This is a genomic window from Pseudomonas sp. C321 (genome assembly GCF_055407105.1).
In genome coordinates this window covers 164,138-183,357 of the sequence record NZ_JBUZRB010000007.1, presented here as the reverse complement: position 1 = coordinate 183,357, position 19,220 = coordinate 164,138, and the positions used below count along the sequence as shown (strand labels likewise).

Here is a 19,220-nt window from a genome sequence, read left to right as displayed (position 1 = left end):
CGGAATATCCGCTGGACGCAGTCTTGCGCAGCTTTGCAAGCCTAAGGGCTGCGAAGCTGGGCAAGCAGCAGTCACAGGTGGTGCGGCACTAACACTAGTGCAGCACCGAATGCGCAGTACCTAACGAAGACGGTAATAAGCATGAATCTTCATGAGTATCAGGGTAAGCAGCTGTTCGCTGAGTACGGCCTGCCAGTATCCAAGGGTTACGCAGTAGACACCCCGGAAGCAGCAGCAGAAGCTTGCGACAAAATCGGCGGCACCGAGTGGGTTGTCAAAGCCCAGGTCCACGCTGGTGGTCGCGGTAAAGCGGGCGGCGTGAAGCTGGTTCGCAGCAAAGAAGACGCCAAGGCCTTCGCTCAACAGTGGTTGGGCAAGCGTCTGGTGACTTACCAGACTGATGCCAATGGCCAGCCAGTCACCAAGATCCTGGTTGAATCGTGCACTGATATCGCTAAAGAGCTGTACCTGGGCGCTGTCGTTGACCGTTCGAGCCGTCGCATCGTGTTCATGGCTTCCACCGAAGGTGGTGTGGACATCGAGAAGATCGCTCACGAAACCCCAGAAAAAATTCTGAAGGCCACTATCGATCCACTGGTTGGCGCTCAGCCATTCCAGGGTCGCGAGCTGGCATTCCAGTTGGGTCTGGAAGGTAAGCAAGTTGCTCAGTTCGCCAAGATCTTCGTAGGTCTGGCCAAGCTGTTCAAGGATCACGACCTGGCCCTGCTGGAAGTGAACCCGCTGGTGATTAAGGCTGACGGCGATCTGCATTGCCTCGATGCCAAGATCAACATCGACGCCAACGCCATGTACCGTCAGCCTAAGCTGAAGACTTTCCACGATCCGTCGCAAGACGATCCGCGTGAAGCGCACGCTGCCAAGTTCGAACTGAACTACGTAGCCCTGGAAGGTAACATCGGTTGCATGGTCAACGGTGCTGGCCTGGCCATGGGTACCATGGACATCGTCAATCTGCATGGCGGCAAACCAGCCAACTTCCTCGACGTGGGCGGCGGTGCTACCAAGGAACGCGTTACCGAAGCGTTCAAGATCATCCTGTCCGACTCCAACGTCGCTGCAGTATTGGTCAACATCTTCGGCGGCATCGTTCGTTGCGACATGATTGCCGAAGGCATCATTGGTGCAGTGAAAGAAGTCGGCGTTAAAATCCCGGTTGTTGTTCGCCTTGAAGGCAACAACGCGGAACTGGGCGCTAAAGTACTGGCAGAAAGCGGTTTGAACATCATCGCTGCTACCAGCCTGACCGACGCTGCTCAACAAGTTGTCAAAGCTGCGGAGGGCAAATAATGAGCGTCCTGATCAATAAAGACACCAAAGTTATCTGCCAGGGTATTACCGGTTCGCAAGGTAGTTTCCACACCCAGCAAGCCATCGAGTACGGCACCAAGATGGTTGGCGGCGTAACTCCAGGCAAAGGCGGCACCACTCACCTGGACCTGCCTGTTTTCAACACTGTGAAAGAAGCCGTAGAAGTCACTGGCGCCACCGCTAGCGTCATCTACGTTCCAGCTCCTTTCTGCAAGGATTCCATCCTTGAAGCAGCGTTCGGCGGCATCAAGCTGATCGTTTGCATCACTGAAGGCATTCCTACCCTGGACATGCTCGACGCTAAAGTTAAGTGCGACGAACTGGGTGTGGTCCTGATTGGCCCTAACTGCCCAGGCGTGATCACTCCAGGCGAATGCAAGATCGGCATCATGCCCGGTCACATTCACTTGCCAGGCAAAGTCGGTATCGTTTCCCGTTCCGGCACCCTGACCTACGAAGCTGTTAAGCAGACCACTGACGCCGGTTTCGGTCAGTCGACTTGCGTCGGCATCGGCGGTGACCCGATCCCGGGTTCCAACTTCATCGACATCCTGAAGTTGTTCCAGGAAGACCCGAAGACCGAAGCGATCGTCATGATCGGTGAGATCGGCGGTTCGGCTGAAGAAGAAGCGGCTGCCTACATCAAGGCACACGTGACCAAGCCGGTTGTTTCCTACATCGCTGGTGTGACTGCCCCTGCAGGCAAGCGCATGGGCCATGCTGGCGCAATCATCTCTGGCGGCAAGGGCACAGCAGACGAGAAGTTTGCGGCCCTGGAAGACGCAGGCGTGAAAACCGTGCGTTCGCTGGCAGACATCGGCAAGGCTTTGTCCGAGCTGACCGGTTGGGCTGTCAAGTAAGCCTCGCGCTTAACTGACGCTTCACCACGCAAAGGCCACCTTCGGGTGGCCTTTGTGCATTCTGGAGGTTGGTGAAGATCAAAAATGTGGGAGAAAGCCCGCTCCTACACTTGATTGCATTTCAATATTTAGATATACGGATGCGACATATAAATGTCGCTTATCGGACAGTTCGCCCTGCAATAGTGCGTTTGTCAGACAAATTCGTTAGGCTAGCTGCCTCTTTATGCGTCCGCTCCCCACAAGGAAGTTCCGCGCTAGACCGGTCGGTCCCCATCCGGGCTGATAGCATTTCCCTCATCCATAGGGAAGCCCCTCTCTAAATTCCGATTCAGTAGTGTGGTATTTCCTCAAATGAAAGTGTTGAAAAGCCAGGATATCCTGGCGTTGGGCTTTATGACTTTTGCCCTGTTCGTGGGCGCCGGTAACATCATATTTCCGCCTATTGTTGGTTTGCAGTCCGGGCCTCATGTCTGGATGGCGGCGCTGGGCTTCCTGATTACCGCAGTAGGACTGCCAGTGGTCACCGTCATCGCCCTGGCCAAGGTCGGTGGTGCTATGGACGCGTTGAGCAGCCCCATCGGCAAGGTCGCCGGTGGCATCCTGGCCGCGGCGTGCTACCTGGCAGTGGGTCCTTTGTTCGCCACGCCACGTACCGCGACGGTGTCCTTCGAAGTCGGCCTGGCGCCACTGACCGGTGAAAGCCCGCTGGCGTTGTTCCTCTATAGCTCGGTGTATTTCCTGCTGGTGTTCTTCATCTCCCTGTATCCAGGGCGTCTGCTGGACACCGTTGGCCGTTTCCTCGCGCCGCTGAAGATCATCGCCCTCGCGGCACTGGGCATCGCCGCCTTTGCCTTGCCCGCCGGAGATGTCGGTGTCGCCACGCCTGAGTACGCCGCCGCGCCGTTCTCCCAGGGCTTTATCAATGGTTACCTGACCATGGATACCCTGGGCGCCCTGGTATTTGGCATCGTTATCGTCAACGCCATTCGTTCCCGTGGCGTCGAGTCGCCACAGTTGATTACCCGTTACGCGATCATTGCCGGGCTGATTGCCGGCGTGGGCCTGGCGTTGGTGTACATCAGCCTGTTCCGCCTCGGTTCGGGCAGCCATGAAGTGGCTGCTGGTGCCGCCAACGGTGCCGCGGTGTTGCACGCCTACGTTCAACATACCTTCGGTTCCCTGGGCAGCGGCTTCCTTGCGGTGCTGATTTCCCTGGCGTGCCTGGTGACCGCAGTAGGCCTGACCTGTGCCTGCGCGGAGTATTTCAGCCGAGTACTGCCGCTGTCCTACAAAACCCTGGTGGTCATCCTTGCCGCGTTTTCGCTGCTGGTGTCGAACCTGGGCCTGACCAATCTGATTGCCTTCTCGATTCCGGTACTGACCGCGATCTACCCGCCGTGCATCGTCTTGGTCGCGCTGAGCTTCTGCAAGGGCTTCTGGCAGGAACAGGGCCGGATCGTCGGCCCAGTGATGCTGGTGTCGTTCATCTTCGGCACTATCGACGCTTTGAAAGGTGCGGGGCTGGCGGACTGGCTGCCGTCGCAACTTGCCAATCTGCCGCTGAGCGAGCAGGGCCTGGCGTGGCTGGTGCCGTCGGTGATGACCCTGGTGGTCGCGGTGGTGATTGACCGTCTGCTGGGCAAGCGCAGCGAAGCCATCGCCTAAAACGCTTTGTTACACGCTGAAATCGAAATGCCCCGTATCAAACGATCCGGGGCATTTTTTATGGGCGTCAGGCAGTGTCTTTTTCCGTGAGCTAACGTCGAACAGGCACAAAGCACTTTTCGCCAATGTCTTACAAGGACCCGCATGTCGTTCGTCGAAGCCAACTTGATCCATCTGCTTGCCGCGCTCTGGTTTGCCATTTGCTGGGGTGGTTATACTCGTTACGCCAGTTGGAAAGGCCGTGATACGGCCTGTCTGGCCAGTGTCCTGCACCTGTATCGCGAAGACTGGATGCGCCGCATGCTGTTGCGGGACAATCGTATCGCTGACGCCAGCGTGATCGGCAACCTTGAGCGCAACGCCTCGTTTTTTGCTTCCAGCACCCTGATTATCCTCGCCGGTATTCTGACTGTGCTTGGCGCATCGGAGCGGGCGGTCTCGTTGCTGGCGGATATTCCCATGATCCAGCAAGCGTCCCAGGGCATGTCGGAGATCAAACTGTTGTGCCTGGCCCTGGCGTTTGTCTACGCCTTCTTCACCTTTAGTTGGTGCATGCGCCAGTACAACTTTGCGGCGATCCTGATCGGTTCGGCCCCCATGGTCGGCGAGCGGTATGTCTCCGAGCAGGAGCGCAAGGCGTTTGCCTTGAGGGCAGCTCGGGTGATTTCGATGGCGGCCAACCAGTTCAACTTGGGCCTGCGCTCCTACTACTTCGGCATGACCATGCTGGCGTGGTTCGTCAGTCCGTGGCTGTTCATGCTGATGAGCACTGGAGTGGTGTTGGTGCTGTACCGCCGGGAATTTCATTCCGACGTATTGGAAGTCATGGTCTATACCCCTACAGAGGCACCTTTGCCTGAATCCTCCAAGGAGGCGACGTTGTGAACATTCCGTTCTGGTGTGTGTTTATCAGCGCGCTGCTGATCTTCGTGGCGCGCATGCCCGTGGCCAGGGCCATGAAAGAGCAGGGCGGTTACGACAATCGCGAACCGCGTCGTCAGCAGGCGCAATTGACCGGGTTTGGTGCGCGGGCAGTGGCCGCTCATCAAAACAGCTTTGAAGCGTTCATGTTGTTTGCGGTGGGGGTGTTGATGGCCCATACCACTCAGACCCAGGGCTACCTGATTGACTGGCTGGCGATCATCTTTGTGGTCGCGCGAGTGGTTTATTTACTGTGCTATTGGGCTGATCTGGCGTGGCAGCGCAGCCTGGTCTGGTTCGTCGGTTTACTCTGTTCGCTATTACTGATGCTTAGTCCGACCTTTCGTACTTTTCTCCTCTGAGAAAAAAGCACCAGGCAAAGTAAAGCCCGCTCTAAGGCGGGCTTTACTTTGCAACATGGCTTTTCAAACCACGGTATTCAAGTCGTCAGACTCAAGAACCGGTTGCAGGCGTAGCAGGAGCACTTTCTTTGACCGCTGCTGCGTCAGATTCAGCTTTGGCTTTGGCAGCTTCAGCGTTTTCTTTTGCAGCGTCGTTCACTTTATTCTGAGCTTCGCTCATTTTTTCTTGAGCTTGTTCAGCATGTTGGTTGGCATCCTGAGCTTTGTCCTCGGATTTTTTATCGCAGGCAGCGAGGCCAAGGGCAGCGGCCAACATCAAGGAAACAGCTAAAGTCTTGCGCATGGGTGTTTCTCCTTAGTGAAGATATCTACTGGCCTTTCGAGCCTAAGGTGCGCGTATTAGTTCCTTTAATCCCACAGATATATAAGCCGCGTCGCAAAGGAACTTTCTTCGGGGGGACAAACTCCGCCGGATCAACACTAATAAGAGTCTCTATCGAATGACCGACAACCCTATTTTAGAGCGTGCGGTACGCTTTGTTTCAGCCTTGCGCCATTGTCAGGTGCTGGGTATCGAGGTTCATGACGCCAGCGCGGACGGCATGACCCTGCTTCTGCCGTACAGCGCGCATATCGTCGGGGACCCACAAACCGGGGTGATCCATGGTGGTGCCCTCACATCCTTGATGGACACGGCCTGTGGCATGGCCACTTTGTGCGTTCTTGCGGAGTTCGAGGTGTGTCCGACCCTGGACTTGCGCATCGACTACATGCACCCGGCTGAGCCCCACCAACCGGTTTTCGGCTTTGCCCAATGTTACCGGGTGACCACCGACGTGATCTTCACCCGTGGTTTTGCCTACCAGGATGACCCGCAGCAACCGATTGCCCATGTGGTGGGCACCTTCATGCGCATGGGCAAGCGACTCAAAGGCACGCAAGGTCTCGGTAGCACCATCAAGGGAGAACAGGCATGACCCACCGATTCAGGACCCGGATGGAACAGGCCCACAATCGCGGCGACTACGAGGCGTTACTCAACCTGATTCCCTACGCCAAGCTGATCGGCATTGAATGCACCCGCTTGGGGGACGAGTTGCTGTTCCGCATGCCCGCCAACAAGGACAACATTGGTAACCCGATATTGCCAGCGATCCATGGCGGCGTAATCGCAGGCTTTATGGAGCTGTCGGCGGCGCTGCATTTGCTGGTATTTACCGGTGCGCCCGGGCTTGAAAAAAGCATGCCGAAAATCATCGACTTTTCCCTCGATTACCTGCGTGCCGGGCAGTTTCGCGACACCTACGCCAAATGCCAGGTGTGGCGTCAGGGCCGACGGGTGGCCAATGTGGCGATTACCGCTTGGCAAAGCACCCAGGCAGAACCTATCGCCACCGCTCGGGCCCATTTCAAGATCCAGGAGCATGATAGCCCTTGAAATCCTGCTCTTAGCCCCCAACTTTGATGACAACCCGCCGCCAACCCTCAAGGGCGCGGCCACTGCCATCCAAGTTGGAGTTTGATGACCATGAGTGTGGAAACTCAAAAGGAAACCCTGGGCTTCCAGACCGAGGTGAAGCAACTGCTGCACCTCATGATCCATTCGCTGTATTCCAACAAGGAAATCTTCCTTCGCGAATTGATCTCGAACGCCTCTGACGCTGTCGACAAATTACGTTTCGAAGCCCTGTCCAAGCCAGAATTGCTGGAAGGCGGCGCGGAACTGAAAATCCGTGTGAGCTACGACAAAGACGCGAAAACCGTCACCCTCGAAGACAACGGTATCGGCATGAGCCGCGACGATGTGATCACCCACTTGGGGACCATCGCCAAATCCGGCACCGCTGACTTCATGAAGAACCTGTCGGGCGACCAGAAGAAAGATTCGCACCTGATCGGCCAATTCGGCGTGGGCTTCTACTCGGCCTTCATCGTTGCTGACGAGGTTGAAGTGTTCAGCCGCCGTGCCGGGCTCGCTGCCAGCGAAGGCGTGCACTGGTCTTCCAAGGGCGAGGGCGAGTTTGAAGTCGCCACCGTCGAAAAGGCTGACCGTGGGACTCGCATTGTCCTGCACCTGAAATCCGGTGAAGACGAATTCGCCGATGGCTGGCGTCTGCGCAACATCATCAAGAAGTACTCCGACCACATCGCCCTGCCGATTGAGTTGCCGAAAGAACAAGCGGCGGCCGAAGGTGAAGAGGCTCCTGCCCAGGAATGGGAAGTCGTCAACCGCGCCAGTGCCCTGTGGACCCGTCCTCGTACCGAAGTCAAAGACGAGGAATACCAGGAGTTCTACAAGCACATCGCTCATGACTACGAGAACCCGCTGAGCTGGAGCCACAACAAGGTCGAAGGCAAGCTGGAATACAGCTCGCTGCTCTACGTACCGGCCCGTGCTCCGTTTGACCTGTACCAACGCGAAGCGCCGAAAGGCCTGAAGCTGTACGTACAGCGCGTGTTTGTCATGGATCAGGCGGAATCCTTCCTGCCGCTGTACCTGCGCTTTATCAAAGGCGTGGTTGATTCCAACGACCTGTCGCTGAACGTGTCGCGTGAGATTTTGCAGAAAGACCCGATCATCGACTCCATGAAGTCGGCGCTGACCAAGCGCGTGCTCGACATGCTGGAAAAACTGGCGAAGAACGAGCCTGAGCAATACCAGGGCTTCTGGAAAAACTTCGGCCAGGTCATGAAAGAAGGCCCAGCAGAGGATTTCGCCAACAAGGAAAAAATCGCCGGTCTGCTGCGTTTTGCCTCCACCCAGGGCGACGACGGCGAGCAGAACGTTTCCTTGGCCGAGTACTTGGCACGCGCCAAGGAAGGCCAGGACAAGATTTACTACCTGAGCGGCGAAACCTATGCCCAGGTCAAGAACAGCCCGCACCTGGAAGTCTTCCGCAAGAAAGGCATCGAAGTGCTGCTGCTCACTGACCGTATCGACGAGTGGCTGATGAGCTACCTCAGCGATTTCGACGGCAAGAGTTTTGTCGACGTGGCCCGTGGCGACCTGGACTTGGGTAACCTGGATTCGGAAGAAGACAAGAAGGCCGCCGAGGAAGTCGCCAAGACCAAAGAAGGTCTGGTTGAACGAATCAAGGCCGCCCTGGGCGATGCCGTCAGCGAAGTGCGGGTTTCCCATCGTCTGACCGATTCTCCGGCGATCCTGGCCATTGGCGAGCAGGACCTGGGCATGCAGATGCGTCAGATCCTGGAAGCCAGCGGTCAGAAGGTTCCGGATTCCAAGCCGATCTTCGAATTCAACCCGGCGCACCCGCTGATCGAGAAGCTCGATGCCGAGCAGAGCGAAGAGCGTTTTGGCGACCTGTCGCACATCCTCTTCGACCAGGCAGCCCTGGCTGCGGGGGACAGCTTGAAAGACCCGGCCGCCTATGTGCGCCGACTGAACAAGTTGTTGGTTGAACTGTCGGTTTAACACCGCTGTTAGAAAACCCCGCTTCGGCGGGGTTTTTCGTTCTAGTGATCTCAACTGGAGTAAATGATGAGCCAAGTCACCGTGCGTTCCGTGGTCTATCAGATTGATGGCCAGTCTTATGAAAGCCGTCTGGCCTTTGATGCCAGCCACAAGGGGCCGCTACCGGGCCTGTTGATGGCACCGAACTGGATGGGCGTCAGTGCGGGTGCCGAGGATATCGCCAAGACCGTGGCCGGCAAGGGCTACGTGGTGCTGATCGCAGATCTGTACGGGCAAAGCGTTCGCCCTTCAAGCGGCGATGAAGCGGGTGCCGCGATGATGCCGTTGAAAAATGACCGGGCATTGCTGAACAAACGTATGCAGGCGGCCCTTGAGCAGTTGCAAGGGCAGACGGAAGCGGCGGTCGATACCTCAAGGCTGGCGACGTTTGGCTTCTGCTTTGGTGGGTGCTGCTCCCTGGAGCTGGCCCGTACCGGCGCGTCGTTGAAGGCTGCCGTTTCGTTCCACGGCACCCTCGACACGCCGAATCCAGCCGATGCGAAGAACATCAAGGGCTCGGTGCTGGTACTGCATGGTGCATCCGATCCTTTGGTGCCCAAAGAGCAACTGCCGGCGTTTGAAGATGAAATGAACGCTGCGGGTGTGGATTGGCAACTGCTGAGCTACGGTGGGGCGGTGCATTCCTTTACCGATCCCGATGCGAATGTGCCGGGCAAGATGATGTATGACGCCAAGACGGCTGGCCGCGCGTTTTTGTCGATGCATAACTTGCTGGATGAAGTGTTCAAGGGCTGATCGCTTGGGGGGCGGTTTTAGAGGCGCGATTGAGTACATATCCGCTTCTGCGGTAACGGCGGATTAGAGTTACGCCCTGACCGAAATAACGGATATGTACCCAGCCCATCAGCAGCCCACAAATTTTTCAAGCCTTGTTCCCAGGCAACTCAATCCGCTCACTTTCCCCCGGCACCGTCGGCCAATCCCCGGCCGCCCAACGCTGCCGAGCCTGTTCGATCAGCGCCGGATCACTGGCGACAAAATTCCAATTGATTCGCCTCGGCCCATCCAGCGGCGCGCCACCGAATACCACGAGATGGCAATCAGTTTCGGCAAACAGCGCCATTGTTTCGCCTGCCGGTAAAACCACCAGGCTATGGACCTCCAAGGCCTCGTCATCAAGCTGCGCCTCACCCTCCAGCACATACACCGCCCGCTCCTCATGCTCATGGGGGATCAGCAAGGTCGTGGCCGTCTGCATCTGCACCTCGGCGTACAGGGTTGGCGACAACACCGGCACCGGCGACTCCAGGCAGAAGCCGCTGCCGGCAATCAGGCGGATTTTTACCCCAAGGTTGTCACTCATGGGCAGGCTGGCGGCCGAGTGATGGCTGTAATGCCCCGGCCCTTGTTCGTGTTCCTTGGGAGAGGCCAGCCACACCTGTAACCCATGCAGGCTGAAACCTCTGGCCTTGAGGGCTTCAGGCGTTCGCTCAACGTGGGCAATGGCGCTGCCGGCAGTCATCCAGCTGACATCTCCGGCCTTGACCACTTGATCGGAACCCAGGCTGTCCTTGTGCAGGAGTTCGCCTTCAAACAGGTAGGTGAGGGTGGAGAGACCAATATGGGGATGCTGCCGAATATTCATGCCGCTGCCCGGTGCGTAGCGGGTTTCCAGCATATGGTCAAAGAACACGAAAGGTCCGACGCTGCGGCATTGCCTTGAAGGCAACGGGCGCAGGATCGGTTGGCCCTCGACATCCTCGGCGCGAGGGCGAATCACAGTCACAGTGGTCATGGTACGTCCCAATCTGAGCGGGGTTGATGAGGCTGAGCATAACCCGCTCGATGGGATGTTGGTGCTATTGGCTGAAGGCGCCTTCCGAGAGCTTGGTCTCGATGATGACTTCGGTAGTGGTCATCAGCTTGTGTACCGGGCAGCGATCGGCCACGCGATGCAGTTCGTCACGTTGGTCGTCGGTCAGCACGCCCTTGAGGGTCAGCTTGACGTTGAGTTTGTATTTGCCCTTTTGCTCTTCGCTGCTGTCGTGGGTGACTTCGACGGTGACTCCGGTCAGCGGGATGTCCTTTTTTTGCGCATAGAGCTTGAGGGTCAAGGCCTTGCAGGCGCCGAGGGCCGCGTCGAAGTAGTCATGAGGGGAGGGCGCGGAGTCTTCGCCGCCCAGGCTCTTGGGCAGGTCGGTAAACAGCTCATGCTTTTCATTGCCATCAGCAATCTCGATGCTGTGGCGAAAGCCTTTGTCGGATTCGGTATTCACGGTAACAGGCATGGCGAACCTCATTAGGTGGCAGGATGAAGGTCATGCAGTTATAGAGCATGCTGGCACCTGGGTGTTCCCTGCTTTTTTGTCGCTGAACCCGGATGGGCGGCCAGGGGTCTACCTGTATTCGTCCTTATCGAGGTTTCCCCGTGCCTTGGACCCGCTTGAGTATTACCCTGTTGCTGGTCACCATCAGCGTTGCCACCCAAGCGCGCGACTACAGCTACAGCGACGCGCACCTGCATTACGTCGATTTCTTCCAGGAGACGGCAGGCATGGACAAGTTGCTCAAGGCCATGGCTGAGAATCGCATTGAGCATGTGATGCTTTCCGGCGTCCCAGTGGCAAAGAAATGGCACGAAGACGAGCCCAAACGTCCGCGCTACTACGCTGGTGACGACGCCGATGCCTACTGGTACAGCGCCACGGATGTAATCGTCGCGGCGGCAGTGAATAAACTGACACTCGAACAACGCCAGCATTTCCACCCGTTCCTTACAGGTTTCAACCCCAACGACAAGAATTCCGCCTCCCATATCCAGCGCATGCTCGACCTCAATCCCGGCCTGTGGCAGGGCATTGGGGAAGTCTTCACTCGCCACGATGACCTGACCGCCCTGACATCGGGCGATACCCCACGGGCCAACAACGAAGCCATGACTCGGATTTATCATTTGGCCGCCGAAAATGATCTGCCAGTGATGCTGCATTCCAATATCACTTCCAAGCGTGAGCGCAATCCGCTGTACCTGGCGGAAATGGAAGAACCGCTGCGCAATCACCCCCATACACGGTTTATCTGGGCCCACGCTGGCACCAGCATGGAGATCCATCGCCACCAGACGCAGTTGGAGTTCCTCCTGCCGACCCTGACGCGGATGCTGGAGGCGTATCCCAACCTGTACATTGACCTGTCCTGGAGCGTGCTCACGCCTTACTTGCTGGATGGCGCGGGAAAGCCTCGTCCCGAGTGGGTAAAGCTGGTGGAGCGCTTCCCTGAGCGCTTTATGCTGGGTTCCGACGTGGTAGGGCGTTTCAGCAAACTGGGTAAGAAGATGCGCAGCTTTGATCCGTTTCTTGATGCATTGCCTGAAGACGTTGCGAGAAAAGTCGCCCGAGATAACTTTCTGGCGATTTTGCCCAATGTGGGAGCTGTCGAGCCTTAGCGAGGCTGACAGCTCCTGCGGTCATCTTCCCGTCACACCCGTGTCATAAGCTCCCGCCATCTTAATTAAGGAGCGCACCATGCATTTCACCCGTACAAGCGCCCTGGCGGCGCTGATGATGATTAGCAGCCTGGCCAGTGCCGAAGTCCGTATCGAAGGCCCGGTGGAATATGGCGTGTTTGACGGCCCAAAAGCCGCACTGCAATCGGGGGAGCGCGTGTTGCGCCGCAGCAACGAACAGATCCAATCCACCGAAGTGGTCCCCGCCAAGCTGGGCACCAAGTTCGGCCTGCGCTATCAGTTGGTCGGCAAAGTGGCTGAAGACACGCCGCTGACCCTGCTCTACTTTACCCCCGGCATCCGTACGCCCGACGGTGTTCGCCATGACAAGTTTGAAATCACGCAGAAGCTGGTGCCCGGCGCGCCTCAGGATGTGATGGCCTACGAGTTCACCGAGAGCCACGAAGTGGTGCCGGGAGAATGGCGTTTCATGGTGTTCCAGGGTGATCGCCTGCTGACGCAAAAGAGCTTTACCGTCCGCTGAATCGCTACAGCTTTGGCCGCAAGCGGCTAAGGCGTTTTGATATCGCGTTTTCGTCTTACGCAAAGTTCACAAGGCGCCGATACCTTTCAAGAGCAACCCGCAGCAGGTGGCTGCAGCGCTTTTGGAAGGAACCAAAACATGAGTGTCAGAAGTCTGAATATCGCCCCCCGTGCAGGACTGGGGTTTGGTTTGCTGGCGTTAATGGTATTTGCCCTGGGCGGATTCGCCTTGCAGCAGATGGCCAATATGCGTGAACAGTCGGATCAGGTGGAAACCAACTGGCTGCCCAGTGTGATGGCGGTCGGGGAAATGAGTCAGGACCTGCTGCGGGTGCGGGCCTTGACCTTGCGCTTGCTGGTCAATCGAGACCCCCTGGCGCTGGCGCAAAATGAACAAAAACTCATCGACATTAAAAACGGCCTGCACACTGCTCAGTCGCTGTATCAAGGGTTGATTGTTCTGCCCGAAGAGACGGTGCTGTTCGACCGCTTTAAAGCCGAGCAGCAGCAATACCTGCAACGCCAGGAGCAAGTCATGGCGCTTTCCCGGCAAAACCAGCTGGAAGACGCGATCAAGGTCGCCAATGGTGATATGAATCACGTGGCCGACGAAATGGCCGGCACCCTGCGCGAGCTGGTCAATCTCAACAAGGTAAGTGCCAATCAGGCGGCGACTCTGGCCCAGCGCGTGTTCAGCCAATCCCGAGGCTGGGTGATTGGCATGATTGCCGTGACGGCCCTGATCACGATTGGCCTGGCGTTGTTGTTGACTCGCAGTATCGTGCTGCCACTCTCCCAGTCGTTGAAAGTCGCCCAGGGCGTAGCTAGTGGCGATCTCACAGCAGAGATCGCCGTCAGCGGCAAGGACGAGCCTGCGCGCTTGCAGCAGGCGCTCAAGAGCATGCAGGAGAACCTGCGGGAAACCATTCGGCGCATCTTGGACTCATCCAATCAGTTGGCGTCCGCCTCCGAAGAGCTCAGTTGTGTCACTGAAGACGCAACCCGTGGCCTGCATCAGCAAAGCCAGGAAATCGAACAGGCGGCCACTGCGGTCAACCAGATGACGGCGGCGGTGGAGGAGGTAGCGAGCAATGCGGTGGCGACGTCCCAAGCGTCCCGCGAGTCTGATCGCATTGCCCAGCAGGGGCGCGAACAGGTTCATCAGACCGTGCTGTCCATTGAGTCCCTGGCTGATGACGTGGCCGCCAACGCCACGCAGGTCGAGGATCTGGCGCAAAAGGTCTATGGCATCAGCAAGGTGTTGGACGTGATCCGTTCGATCGCCGAACAGACCAACCTGCTGGCGCTCAACGCCGCCATCGAAGCGGCGCGGGCCGGGGATGCCGGGCGCGGGTTTGCCGTGGTGGCCGATGAAGTGCGGGCGCTGGCCCATCGCACCCAGCAGTCGACCCAGGAAATCGAGGAGATGATCAGTGGGATTCAAAAGGGCACTGATCAGGCCGTCAGCTCCATGCAGCAGAGCAACAACCGGGCACGTTCAACCCTGGATATTGCCAAGTCGGCGGGGATGGCACTGGAGGAGATTGCCTCGGCGTTTACCCTGATCAACGAGCGCAACCTGGTAATCGCCAGTGCCTCGGAGCAGCAGGCGGCGGTGGCGCGGGAGGTGGATCGCAATTTGATGAACATCCGCGACTTGGCGCAGCAGACGTCGGCGGGGGCCAATCAGACCAGTGAGGCGAGTCAGGAGTTGTCGAGGTTGGCGGTGGATCTTAATACGATGGTGGCGCGGTTTTCGGTGTGATTCATTTGCCACAATAAAAAACGCCCCGAACCAGTCGGGGCGTTTTCATGTGATCAAGCTGCGGGGCTTACTTGCCCTGCCAGCGTTTCAGCACCAGTGTGGCGTTGGTGCCACCGAAGCCGAAGCTGTTGCTCATCACGGTGTTGATGGTTGCATTTTCACGGGTCTTGGTCAGGATCGGCATGTCAGCCATTTCCGGGTCCAGTTCCTCGATGTTGGCAGAACCTGCCATGAAGTTGCCTTCCATCATCAGCAGGCAGTAGATCGCTTCGTGAACGCCGGCGGCGCCCAGGGAGTGACCCGACAGGCTCTTGGTAGAGCTGATTGCGGGAGCCTTGTCGCCGAACACTGCACGTACGCCTTCCATTTCCTTGGCGTCGCCGACCGGAGTCGAGGTGCCGTGGGTGTTCAGGTAGTCGATCGGGCCGTCAACGGTAGCCATGGCCATCTGCATGCAGCGGATGGCGCCTTCGCCGCTTGGCGCAACCATGTCGTAGCCATCGGAAGTAGCACCGTAACCGACGATTTCCGCGTAGATCTTCGCGCCACGGGCCAGAGCGTGTTCCAGCTCCTCGACCACCACCATGCCGCCGCCGCCGGCGATGACGAAACCGTCACGCTTGGCGTCATAGGCACGGGAGGCCTTTTGCGGGGTATCGTTGTACTGGGTGGACAGGGCGCCCATGGCGTCGAACAGGAACGACTGGCTCCAATGTTCTTCTTCACCGCCGCCGGCGAACACGATGTCCTGCTTGCCCAACTGGATCTGCTCGACCGCAGTACCGATGCAGTGAGCACTGGTGGCGCAAGCGGAGGAGATCGAGTAGTTCACGCCCTTGATCTTGAACGGCGTGGCCAGGCAGGCGGAAACGGTGCTGCCCATGGTCCGCGTGACGCGGTACGGGCCGACGCGCTTGACGCCTTTCTCGCGCAGGATGTCCAGCGCTTCCATCTGGTTCAAGGTCGATGCGCCGCCGGAACCTGCGATCAGGCCGGTGCGCGGGTTGGAAACCTGCTCGTCGGTCAGACCGGAGTCGGTGATCGCATCCCTCATGGCCAGATAGGCATAGGCGGCGGCGTGGCCGACGAAGCGATAGATCTTGCGATCGATCAGCTCTTCGAGGGGCAGGTCGATGGAGCCGGAAACCTGGCTACGCAGACCCATTTCGGCATATTCCGGATTGAAACGGATGCCAGGGCGACTTGCACGCAGGTTAGCGGAGACGGTCTCTTTGTCATTGCCCAGGCACGAAACAATGCCCAGACCAGTGATAACGACGCGGCGCATGCGGATAACCCTTAAAAGTTGTCAGTGGAAGTAAATACGCCGACCCGAAGGCCTTCGGCAGTATAAATCTCGCGACCGTCGACAGTCACCGAACCATCGGCAATAGCCAGGTTCAGCTTGCCCTTGAGGACGCGCTTGATGTGAATGTTGTACGTGACCTTCTTGGCGGTCGGCAAGACCTGACCAAAGAACTTCACTTCGCCCGAACCCAAGGCGCGACCACGGCCCGGCAGACCTTGCCAGCCGAGGTAAAACCCGACCAACTGCCACATGGCGTCGAGGCCCAGGCAACCTGGCATGACCGGATCGCCTTCGAAATGGCAGGCGAAAAACCACAGGTCAGGGGTGATATCCAGCTCGGCGACCAATTCACCTTTGCCGTACTTGCCACCTTCTTCGCTGATATGGGTGATGCGATCCACCATCAACATGTTCGGGGCGGGCAGTTGCGCGTTACCTGGGCCGAATAGCTCACCGCGACCGCAGCGCAGCAGGTCTTCCCGAGTAAAGGCGTTTTGTTTGGTCATGCGAGCTCCTCAATAGTCCCATGCGGCAGGGTAGGGCAAATCTTCCCGACCGACTGAAGCGTTCATGCCTCACATCGGTAGCCTACACATAGACTATTGCGTTGTAGTGAAAGTCACAGCGTCAAGGTCATGAATGTACACTTGTGCACTGAAAATTTAAACCGGGCCGGTTTACGGGCCCGTTCGGGTGTCTAAGACTGCCGCACTTTCGCCTTTCACGCCAGTCGCAGTTGGCTGACGATGCCGATCTAATGAACCCACCGTTGTAAGATCTGCTGTAAATCCGTGCGTTTGAACGGCTTGGCCAGGTAATCGTTCATTCCTGCGGCCAAACAGGCTTCCCGATCACCCTGCAAGGCGTTGGCGGTCAGGGCGATGATGGGCAGGTCGGCGCATCCGGGCAATTGGCGAATCTGCCGGGTGGCCTCGTAACCGTCGATCACCGGCAGTCGGCAGTCCATCAGGATCGCGGTAAAAATCAGGCTCTCGGCACTGCGAATCGCCTCGGCGCCATCAGTGGCGATACTGACCTCAAACCCCAGGCTGCGCAGCATGGCTTCGACCACCGTGCGGTTGACGGGGTTATCTTCCACCAGCAGGACGTTACGCCCGTCGCCCGCACTGGCTTTGCCTTCGGCATCCGGCGCGATGGCCGGCAGGCTCTGTTGGTAGATCGCCAAGGGGATTTCAAGGGTGAACACCGAACCTTGGCCTTCTTCGCTTTTGGCCCGCAAGGTGCCGCCCATCCGTTCGGCGAGCGTGCGGGCAATAGGCAGACCCAGGCCGGTACCGCCGTAACGTCTTGAAATGGAACTGTCCGCCTGCTGAAAGGCGTCGAACATCAGTTCCAGGCGCTCCGCCGAGATGCCAATCCCGCTGTCGCGCACGGTGCAGGTGAACCACAGCAGTTCATGGTCCAGGTTTTGCCAGTGGGGCTCGACGGTGACGGTGCCGTGCTCGGTGAACTTCAGCGCATTACCGATCAGGTTCACCAGAATCTGCCGGATACGCGTAGGGTCGCCCTGCACGCGCAATGCGTCCATGCCAGGCGCAATCAGTAACTCCAGCAACAGGCCACGCTGCACGGCGTTGTGCTGGAAGGCCTGGGTGCAACTGTTGATCAACTCCACCAGATTGAACGGAATGTGCTCCAGTTCCAAGGCTGCGCGCTCGATGCGCGAGAAGTCGAGGATGTCATTGATGACTTTAAGCAGGTGCTCGGTGGACTCGCAAGCCAGGGCGGCGTACTCAGTCTGCTCTTCGGTCATGGTGGTGGTTTCGAGCAGTTGCAGCATGCCCAGCACACCGTTCATCGGCGTGCGCAGTTCGTGGCTCATCATTGCCAGGAAGTCTGACTTGGCATTGTTGGCCCGCTCGGCCTCTTCGCGCGTCTGGATCATCTGGGCCATGGCCTGCTGCTGTTCACGGCTGGCCTGGTGCAGGCCTTCGGCGAGGTTGTTGATGTGGCGCGACAGGTCGCCCAGCTCGGAGTCATCGACAATAGGTAGCGGGGTTTTGTAGTCACCTTGCTGGATGGCCTTGACCGCGTTGCCCATGGCGCTGATCGGTTGCGACAGGCTGGCAGCCAGGCGCCGCGCCAGCAGGAAGGTGAACAGCAAAGCGAACAACGCAAGAATCCCGGCCTTGAAGAGGATTTCCTGTTGACGCTGGCTGAAGGCGTCGTTGGACATGCCGACGATCACGCGGCCCAGATAGTCCGCTCGTGGCGCCTTGGGCTGCGCGGTGCTGTCCTGGAAAAAATCATTGCCCAGTTGGATATGTTGCAATCGTATTGGCGCCTGGAACACTTTCACCGTCAGTGAACGGTCGTGTTTTTCCGAGGGTTGTTCGACGTAGACCAGGATGTTTTCTGCGCTGTCCTGGATTTCCAGGAAGCGCACGTGAGGTGTGGCCAGGGTCGCCCGCAACAGGCTTTCCAGCACGTCGTTGTTGCCGGAGATCACCCCGTATTCGGTGGCCGGAGCCAGTTGGTTGGCGATTAGTTGGCCGGTGTGATCCAGTTCCTGGCGCAGGTCCTGAATCCGCACGAAGGTGAAGAAGCTGATCAACAGCAACGTCAGCAACAGGGCCGGGCCCAGGGTGATGAGCTGGGTGCGGGTGTTGATGTCCCAACGTCGACGCAAGGTCATGGGCGTTTTTCTCCTTCGGCCAATCGGGTCGCAACGTTGGTTTCGTTCACCTGTTCGATCCCCAGCGAGCGCGCCACCTGCGCGTTGCCCACGACTTTGAAGTGTTCCGGGTACAGCGAGCGCGGCCAACTGGACGGTGCATGGTCCAGCAAGCGGTCGAGGACGTTTAGCCAGTCGTTCTGGTCGCTGTAGGTACTGGCCAGGCTGCCGGCCCTAACGAAGCCAGCGTTGGGCCCGATCAGCGGCAACTGCCTGGCGTAGCTGCTCAAGAGCAGGTTTTTCACGGTTTTTGGGTTGTACAGCTGCGGATCGTCCAGCCCCAGCAACACATCGCTATTTTTGAACAAGGCTTGCAGCGGCCGACTGTCGTTAATGTCGTCCCAGTGCTGGGGGACGATTTCCAGGCCCAGGGGGCTGGCGTACTGGCGCAGTTCACGCAGCAGGAACTCGCTGTCGTTGCCATACAGCACACCAATGCGCCGGGCCTGGGGCAGGATGCTGGCGATCAAGTGCAATTGCCGGTCCAGCGGTGGATCGCTCCACAGCAGGCTGATCTTGTTCGGCAGGGCATTGCCCAGGCGTTGTCGGGCTTGCAGGCGGCTGATGCGCAGCACCAGAGTCGGCGGTCCCTGGGCCTCCTGCAAGCGCCAGTCCAGGCTTTGCAGGTCCAGCAGGATAAGGCGGGTGCTGGCGGGCAACTGGCCGGGAGCTGGCAGGTCTTTCAGCGGCTTGAAGTCGACCTTGTCCTCGGGACGCTGCTGGCTGAGTGCCTGAGCGAATGCCTGCACGCCGGGCCCATCTTCGGCGGCGATCAGCAGGATCTCGGCGGTCCAGGCGGGGGCAGCAAACATCAGGCTGACAAGCAGCAGGCAACGTCTCCAGAACCTTGAGGAAAAGGGGGCGGTCATCCGTGACTGAGCATGGTTCAT

Annotated in this window: 19 protein-coding genes and 1 pseudogene; 13 read left to right on the top strand and 7 right to left on the bottom strand. The window is 58.2% G+C overall.

Annotation, left to right across the window (positions count from 1 at the left end):
- Nucleotides 1-141 precede the first annotated feature (141 nt).
- The 5 genes from sucC to ACZRJ6_RS20875 all read left to right on the top strand — a co-directional run bounded on the left by sucC (nucleotide 142) and on the right by ACZRJ6_RS20875 (nucleotide 5,140).
- Nucleotides 142-1,308: an ADP-forming succinate--CoA ligase subunit beta gene (sucC, locus tag ACZRJ6_RS20895; protein ID WP_133099064.1), complete on the top strand. Its 1,167-nt coding sequence runs from the start codon at nucleotides 142-144 to the stop codon at nucleotides 1,306-1,308.
- Nucleotides 1,308-2,189: a succinate--CoA ligase subunit alpha gene (gene sucD / locus ACZRJ6_RS20890; protein WP_463969676.1), complete on the top strand. Its 882-nt coding sequence runs from the start codon at nucleotides 1,308-1,310 to the stop codon at nucleotides 2,187-2,189. Before sucC ends, sucD begins: the two co-directional genes overlap by 1 nt.
- A 354-nt stretch (nucleotides 2,190-2,543) precedes the next feature.
- Entirely contained in the window at nucleotides 2,544-3,857 is a 1,314-nt protein-coding gene (gene brnQ / locus ACZRJ6_RS20885) for a branched-chain amino acid transport system II carrier protein (RefSeq protein ID WP_463969677.1), read from the top strand.
- Nucleotides 3,858-4,001: 144 nt separating this feature from the next.
- The gene (locus ACZRJ6_RS20880; protein ID WP_463969678.1) at nucleotides 4,002-4,742 is read left to right on the top strand and encodes a DUF599 domain-containing protein; all 741 of its coding nucleotides are present in this window, start codon (nucleotides 4,002-4,004) and stop codon (nucleotides 4,740-4,742) included.
- Nucleotides 4,739-5,140, top strand: coding sequence for an MAPEG family protein (locus tag ACZRJ6_RS20875; protein WP_463969679.1), 402 nt, complete (start codon nucleotides 4,739-4,741; stop codon nucleotides 5,138-5,140). Before ACZRJ6_RS20880 ends, ACZRJ6_RS20875 begins: the two co-directional genes overlap by 4 nt.
- 91 nt (nucleotides 5,141-5,231) lie before the next feature.
- Here the strand turns inward: ACZRJ6_RS20875 and ACZRJ6_RS20870 are convergent, their stop codons facing one another.
- Nucleotides 5,232-5,483 carry a hypothetical protein gene (locus ACZRJ6_RS20870; RefSeq protein ID WP_133099059.1) on the bottom strand — a complete coding sequence of 84 codons (252 nt, stop codon included), beginning with the start codon at nucleotides 5,481-5,483 and terminating at the stop codon, nucleotides 5,232-5,234.
- 157 nt (nucleotides 5,484-5,640) lie between these two features.
- Here ACZRJ6_RS20870 and ACZRJ6_RS20865 point away from each other — a divergent pair, with 157 nt between their 5' ends.
- The 4 genes from ACZRJ6_RS20865 (at nucleotide 5,641) to ACZRJ6_RS20850 (ending at nucleotide 9,368) form a co-directional block, all read left to right on the top strand.
- Complete coding sequence (locus tag ACZRJ6_RS20865; protein WP_463969680.1) at nucleotides 5,641-6,117, top strand: PaaI family thioesterase; 477 nt, start codon at nucleotides 5,641-5,643, stop codon at nucleotides 6,115-6,117.
- Nucleotides 6,114-6,578, top strand: a complete 465-nt coding sequence (locus ACZRJ6_RS20860) for a PaaI family thioesterase (RefSeq protein WP_463969681.1) — start codon at nucleotides 6,114-6,116, stop codon at nucleotides 6,576-6,578. Before ACZRJ6_RS20865 ends, ACZRJ6_RS20860 begins: the two co-directional genes overlap by 4 nt.
- Before the next feature lie 90 nt (nucleotides 6,579-6,668).
- On the top strand, nucleotides 6,669-8,573 hold the full coding sequence (htpG, locus tag ACZRJ6_RS20855; protein WP_463969682.1) for a molecular chaperone HtpG: 1,905 nt from the start codon (nucleotides 6,669-6,671) through the stop codon (nucleotides 8,571-8,573).
- A gap of 66 nt (nucleotides 8,574-8,639) precedes the next feature.
- A complete protein-coding gene (locus tag ACZRJ6_RS20850) occupies nucleotides 8,640-9,368 on the top strand; it encodes a dienelactone hydrolase family protein (RefSeq protein WP_463969683.1) in 729 nt (242 codons plus the stop codon).
- Nucleotides 9,369-9,495: 127 nt separating this feature from the next.
- On the opposite strand, the gene ACZRJ6_RS20845 is transcribed toward ACZRJ6_RS20850, so the two are convergent.
- Nucleotides 9,496-10,368, bottom strand: coding sequence for a pirin family protein (locus ACZRJ6_RS20845; protein ID WP_463969684.1), 873 nt, complete (start codon nucleotides 10,366-10,368; stop codon nucleotides 9,496-9,498).
- A gap of 64 nt (nucleotides 10,369-10,432) precedes the next feature.
- On the bottom strand, nucleotides 10,433-10,861 hold the full coding sequence (locus tag ACZRJ6_RS20840) for an OsmC family protein (RefSeq protein WP_463969685.1): 429 nt from the start codon (nucleotides 10,859-10,861) through the stop codon (nucleotides 10,433-10,435).
- 92 nt (nucleotides 10,862-10,953) lie between these two features.
- Here ACZRJ6_RS20840 and ACZRJ6_RS20835 point away from each other — a divergent pair, with 92 nt between their 5' ends.
- The 4 genes and pseudogenes from ACZRJ6_RS20835 (at nucleotide 10,954) to ACZRJ6_RS20820 (ending at nucleotide 14,326) form a co-directional block, all read left to right on the top strand.
- Nucleotides 10,954-12,018, top strand: a complete 1,065-nt coding sequence (locus ACZRJ6_RS20835; RefSeq protein WP_463969686.1) for an amidohydrolase family protein — start codon at nucleotides 10,954-10,956, stop codon at nucleotides 12,016-12,018.
- A gap of 79 nt (nucleotides 12,019-12,097) precedes the next feature.
- The gene (locus ACZRJ6_RS20830; RefSeq protein WP_463969687.1) at nucleotides 12,098-12,562 is read left to right on the top strand and encodes a DUF3859 domain-containing protein; all 465 of its coding nucleotides are present in this window, start codon (nucleotides 12,098-12,100) and stop codon (nucleotides 12,560-12,562) included.
- 138 nt (nucleotides 12,563-12,700) lie between these two features.
- Nucleotides 12,701-13,471, top strand: a pseudogene (locus ACZRJ6_RS20825) (MCP four helix bundle domain-containing protein); the annotation flags it as partial.
- Entirely contained in the window at nucleotides 13,463-14,326 is an 864-nt protein-coding gene (locus tag ACZRJ6_RS20820; protein WP_463969805.1) for a methyl-accepting chemotaxis protein, read from the top strand. The pseudogene ACZRJ6_RS20825 and the gene ACZRJ6_RS20820, both read left to right, overlap by 9 nt.
- A gap of 67 nt (nucleotides 14,327-14,393) precedes the next feature.
- Here ACZRJ6_RS20820 and fabB read toward each other — a convergent pair whose 3' ends face one another.
- The 4 genes from fabB to ACZRJ6_RS20800 form a co-directional block, all read right to left on the bottom strand.
- Nucleotides 14,394-15,614: a beta-ketoacyl-ACP synthase I gene (gene fabB, locus ACZRJ6_RS20815; protein WP_463969688.1), complete on the bottom strand. Its 1,221-nt coding sequence runs from the start codon at nucleotides 15,612-15,614 to the stop codon at nucleotides 14,394-14,396.
- 11 nt (nucleotides 15,615-15,625) lie between these two features.
- On the bottom strand, nucleotides 15,626-16,141 hold the full coding sequence (fabA, locus tag ACZRJ6_RS20810; RefSeq protein ID WP_133099048.1) for a 3-hydroxyacyl-[acyl-carrier-protein] dehydratase FabA: 516 nt from the start codon (nucleotides 16,139-16,141) through the stop codon (nucleotides 15,626-15,628).
- A 248-nt stretch (nucleotides 16,142-16,389) separates the two neighbouring features.
- Nucleotides 16,390-18,291 carry an ATP-binding protein gene (locus ACZRJ6_RS20805; protein WP_463969689.1) on the bottom strand — a complete coding sequence of 634 codons (1,902 nt, stop codon included), beginning with the start codon at nucleotides 18,289-18,291 and terminating at the stop codon, nucleotides 16,390-16,392.
- Nucleotides 18,288-19,220 (bottom strand): ABC transporter substrate-binding protein, encoded by a 933-nt coding sequence (locus ACZRJ6_RS20800; RefSeq protein ID WP_463969690.1) that lies wholly within the window; start codon nucleotides 19,218-19,220, stop codon nucleotides 18,288-18,290. The genes ACZRJ6_RS20805 and ACZRJ6_RS20800 overlap by 4 nt, the downstream gene beginning before the upstream one ends.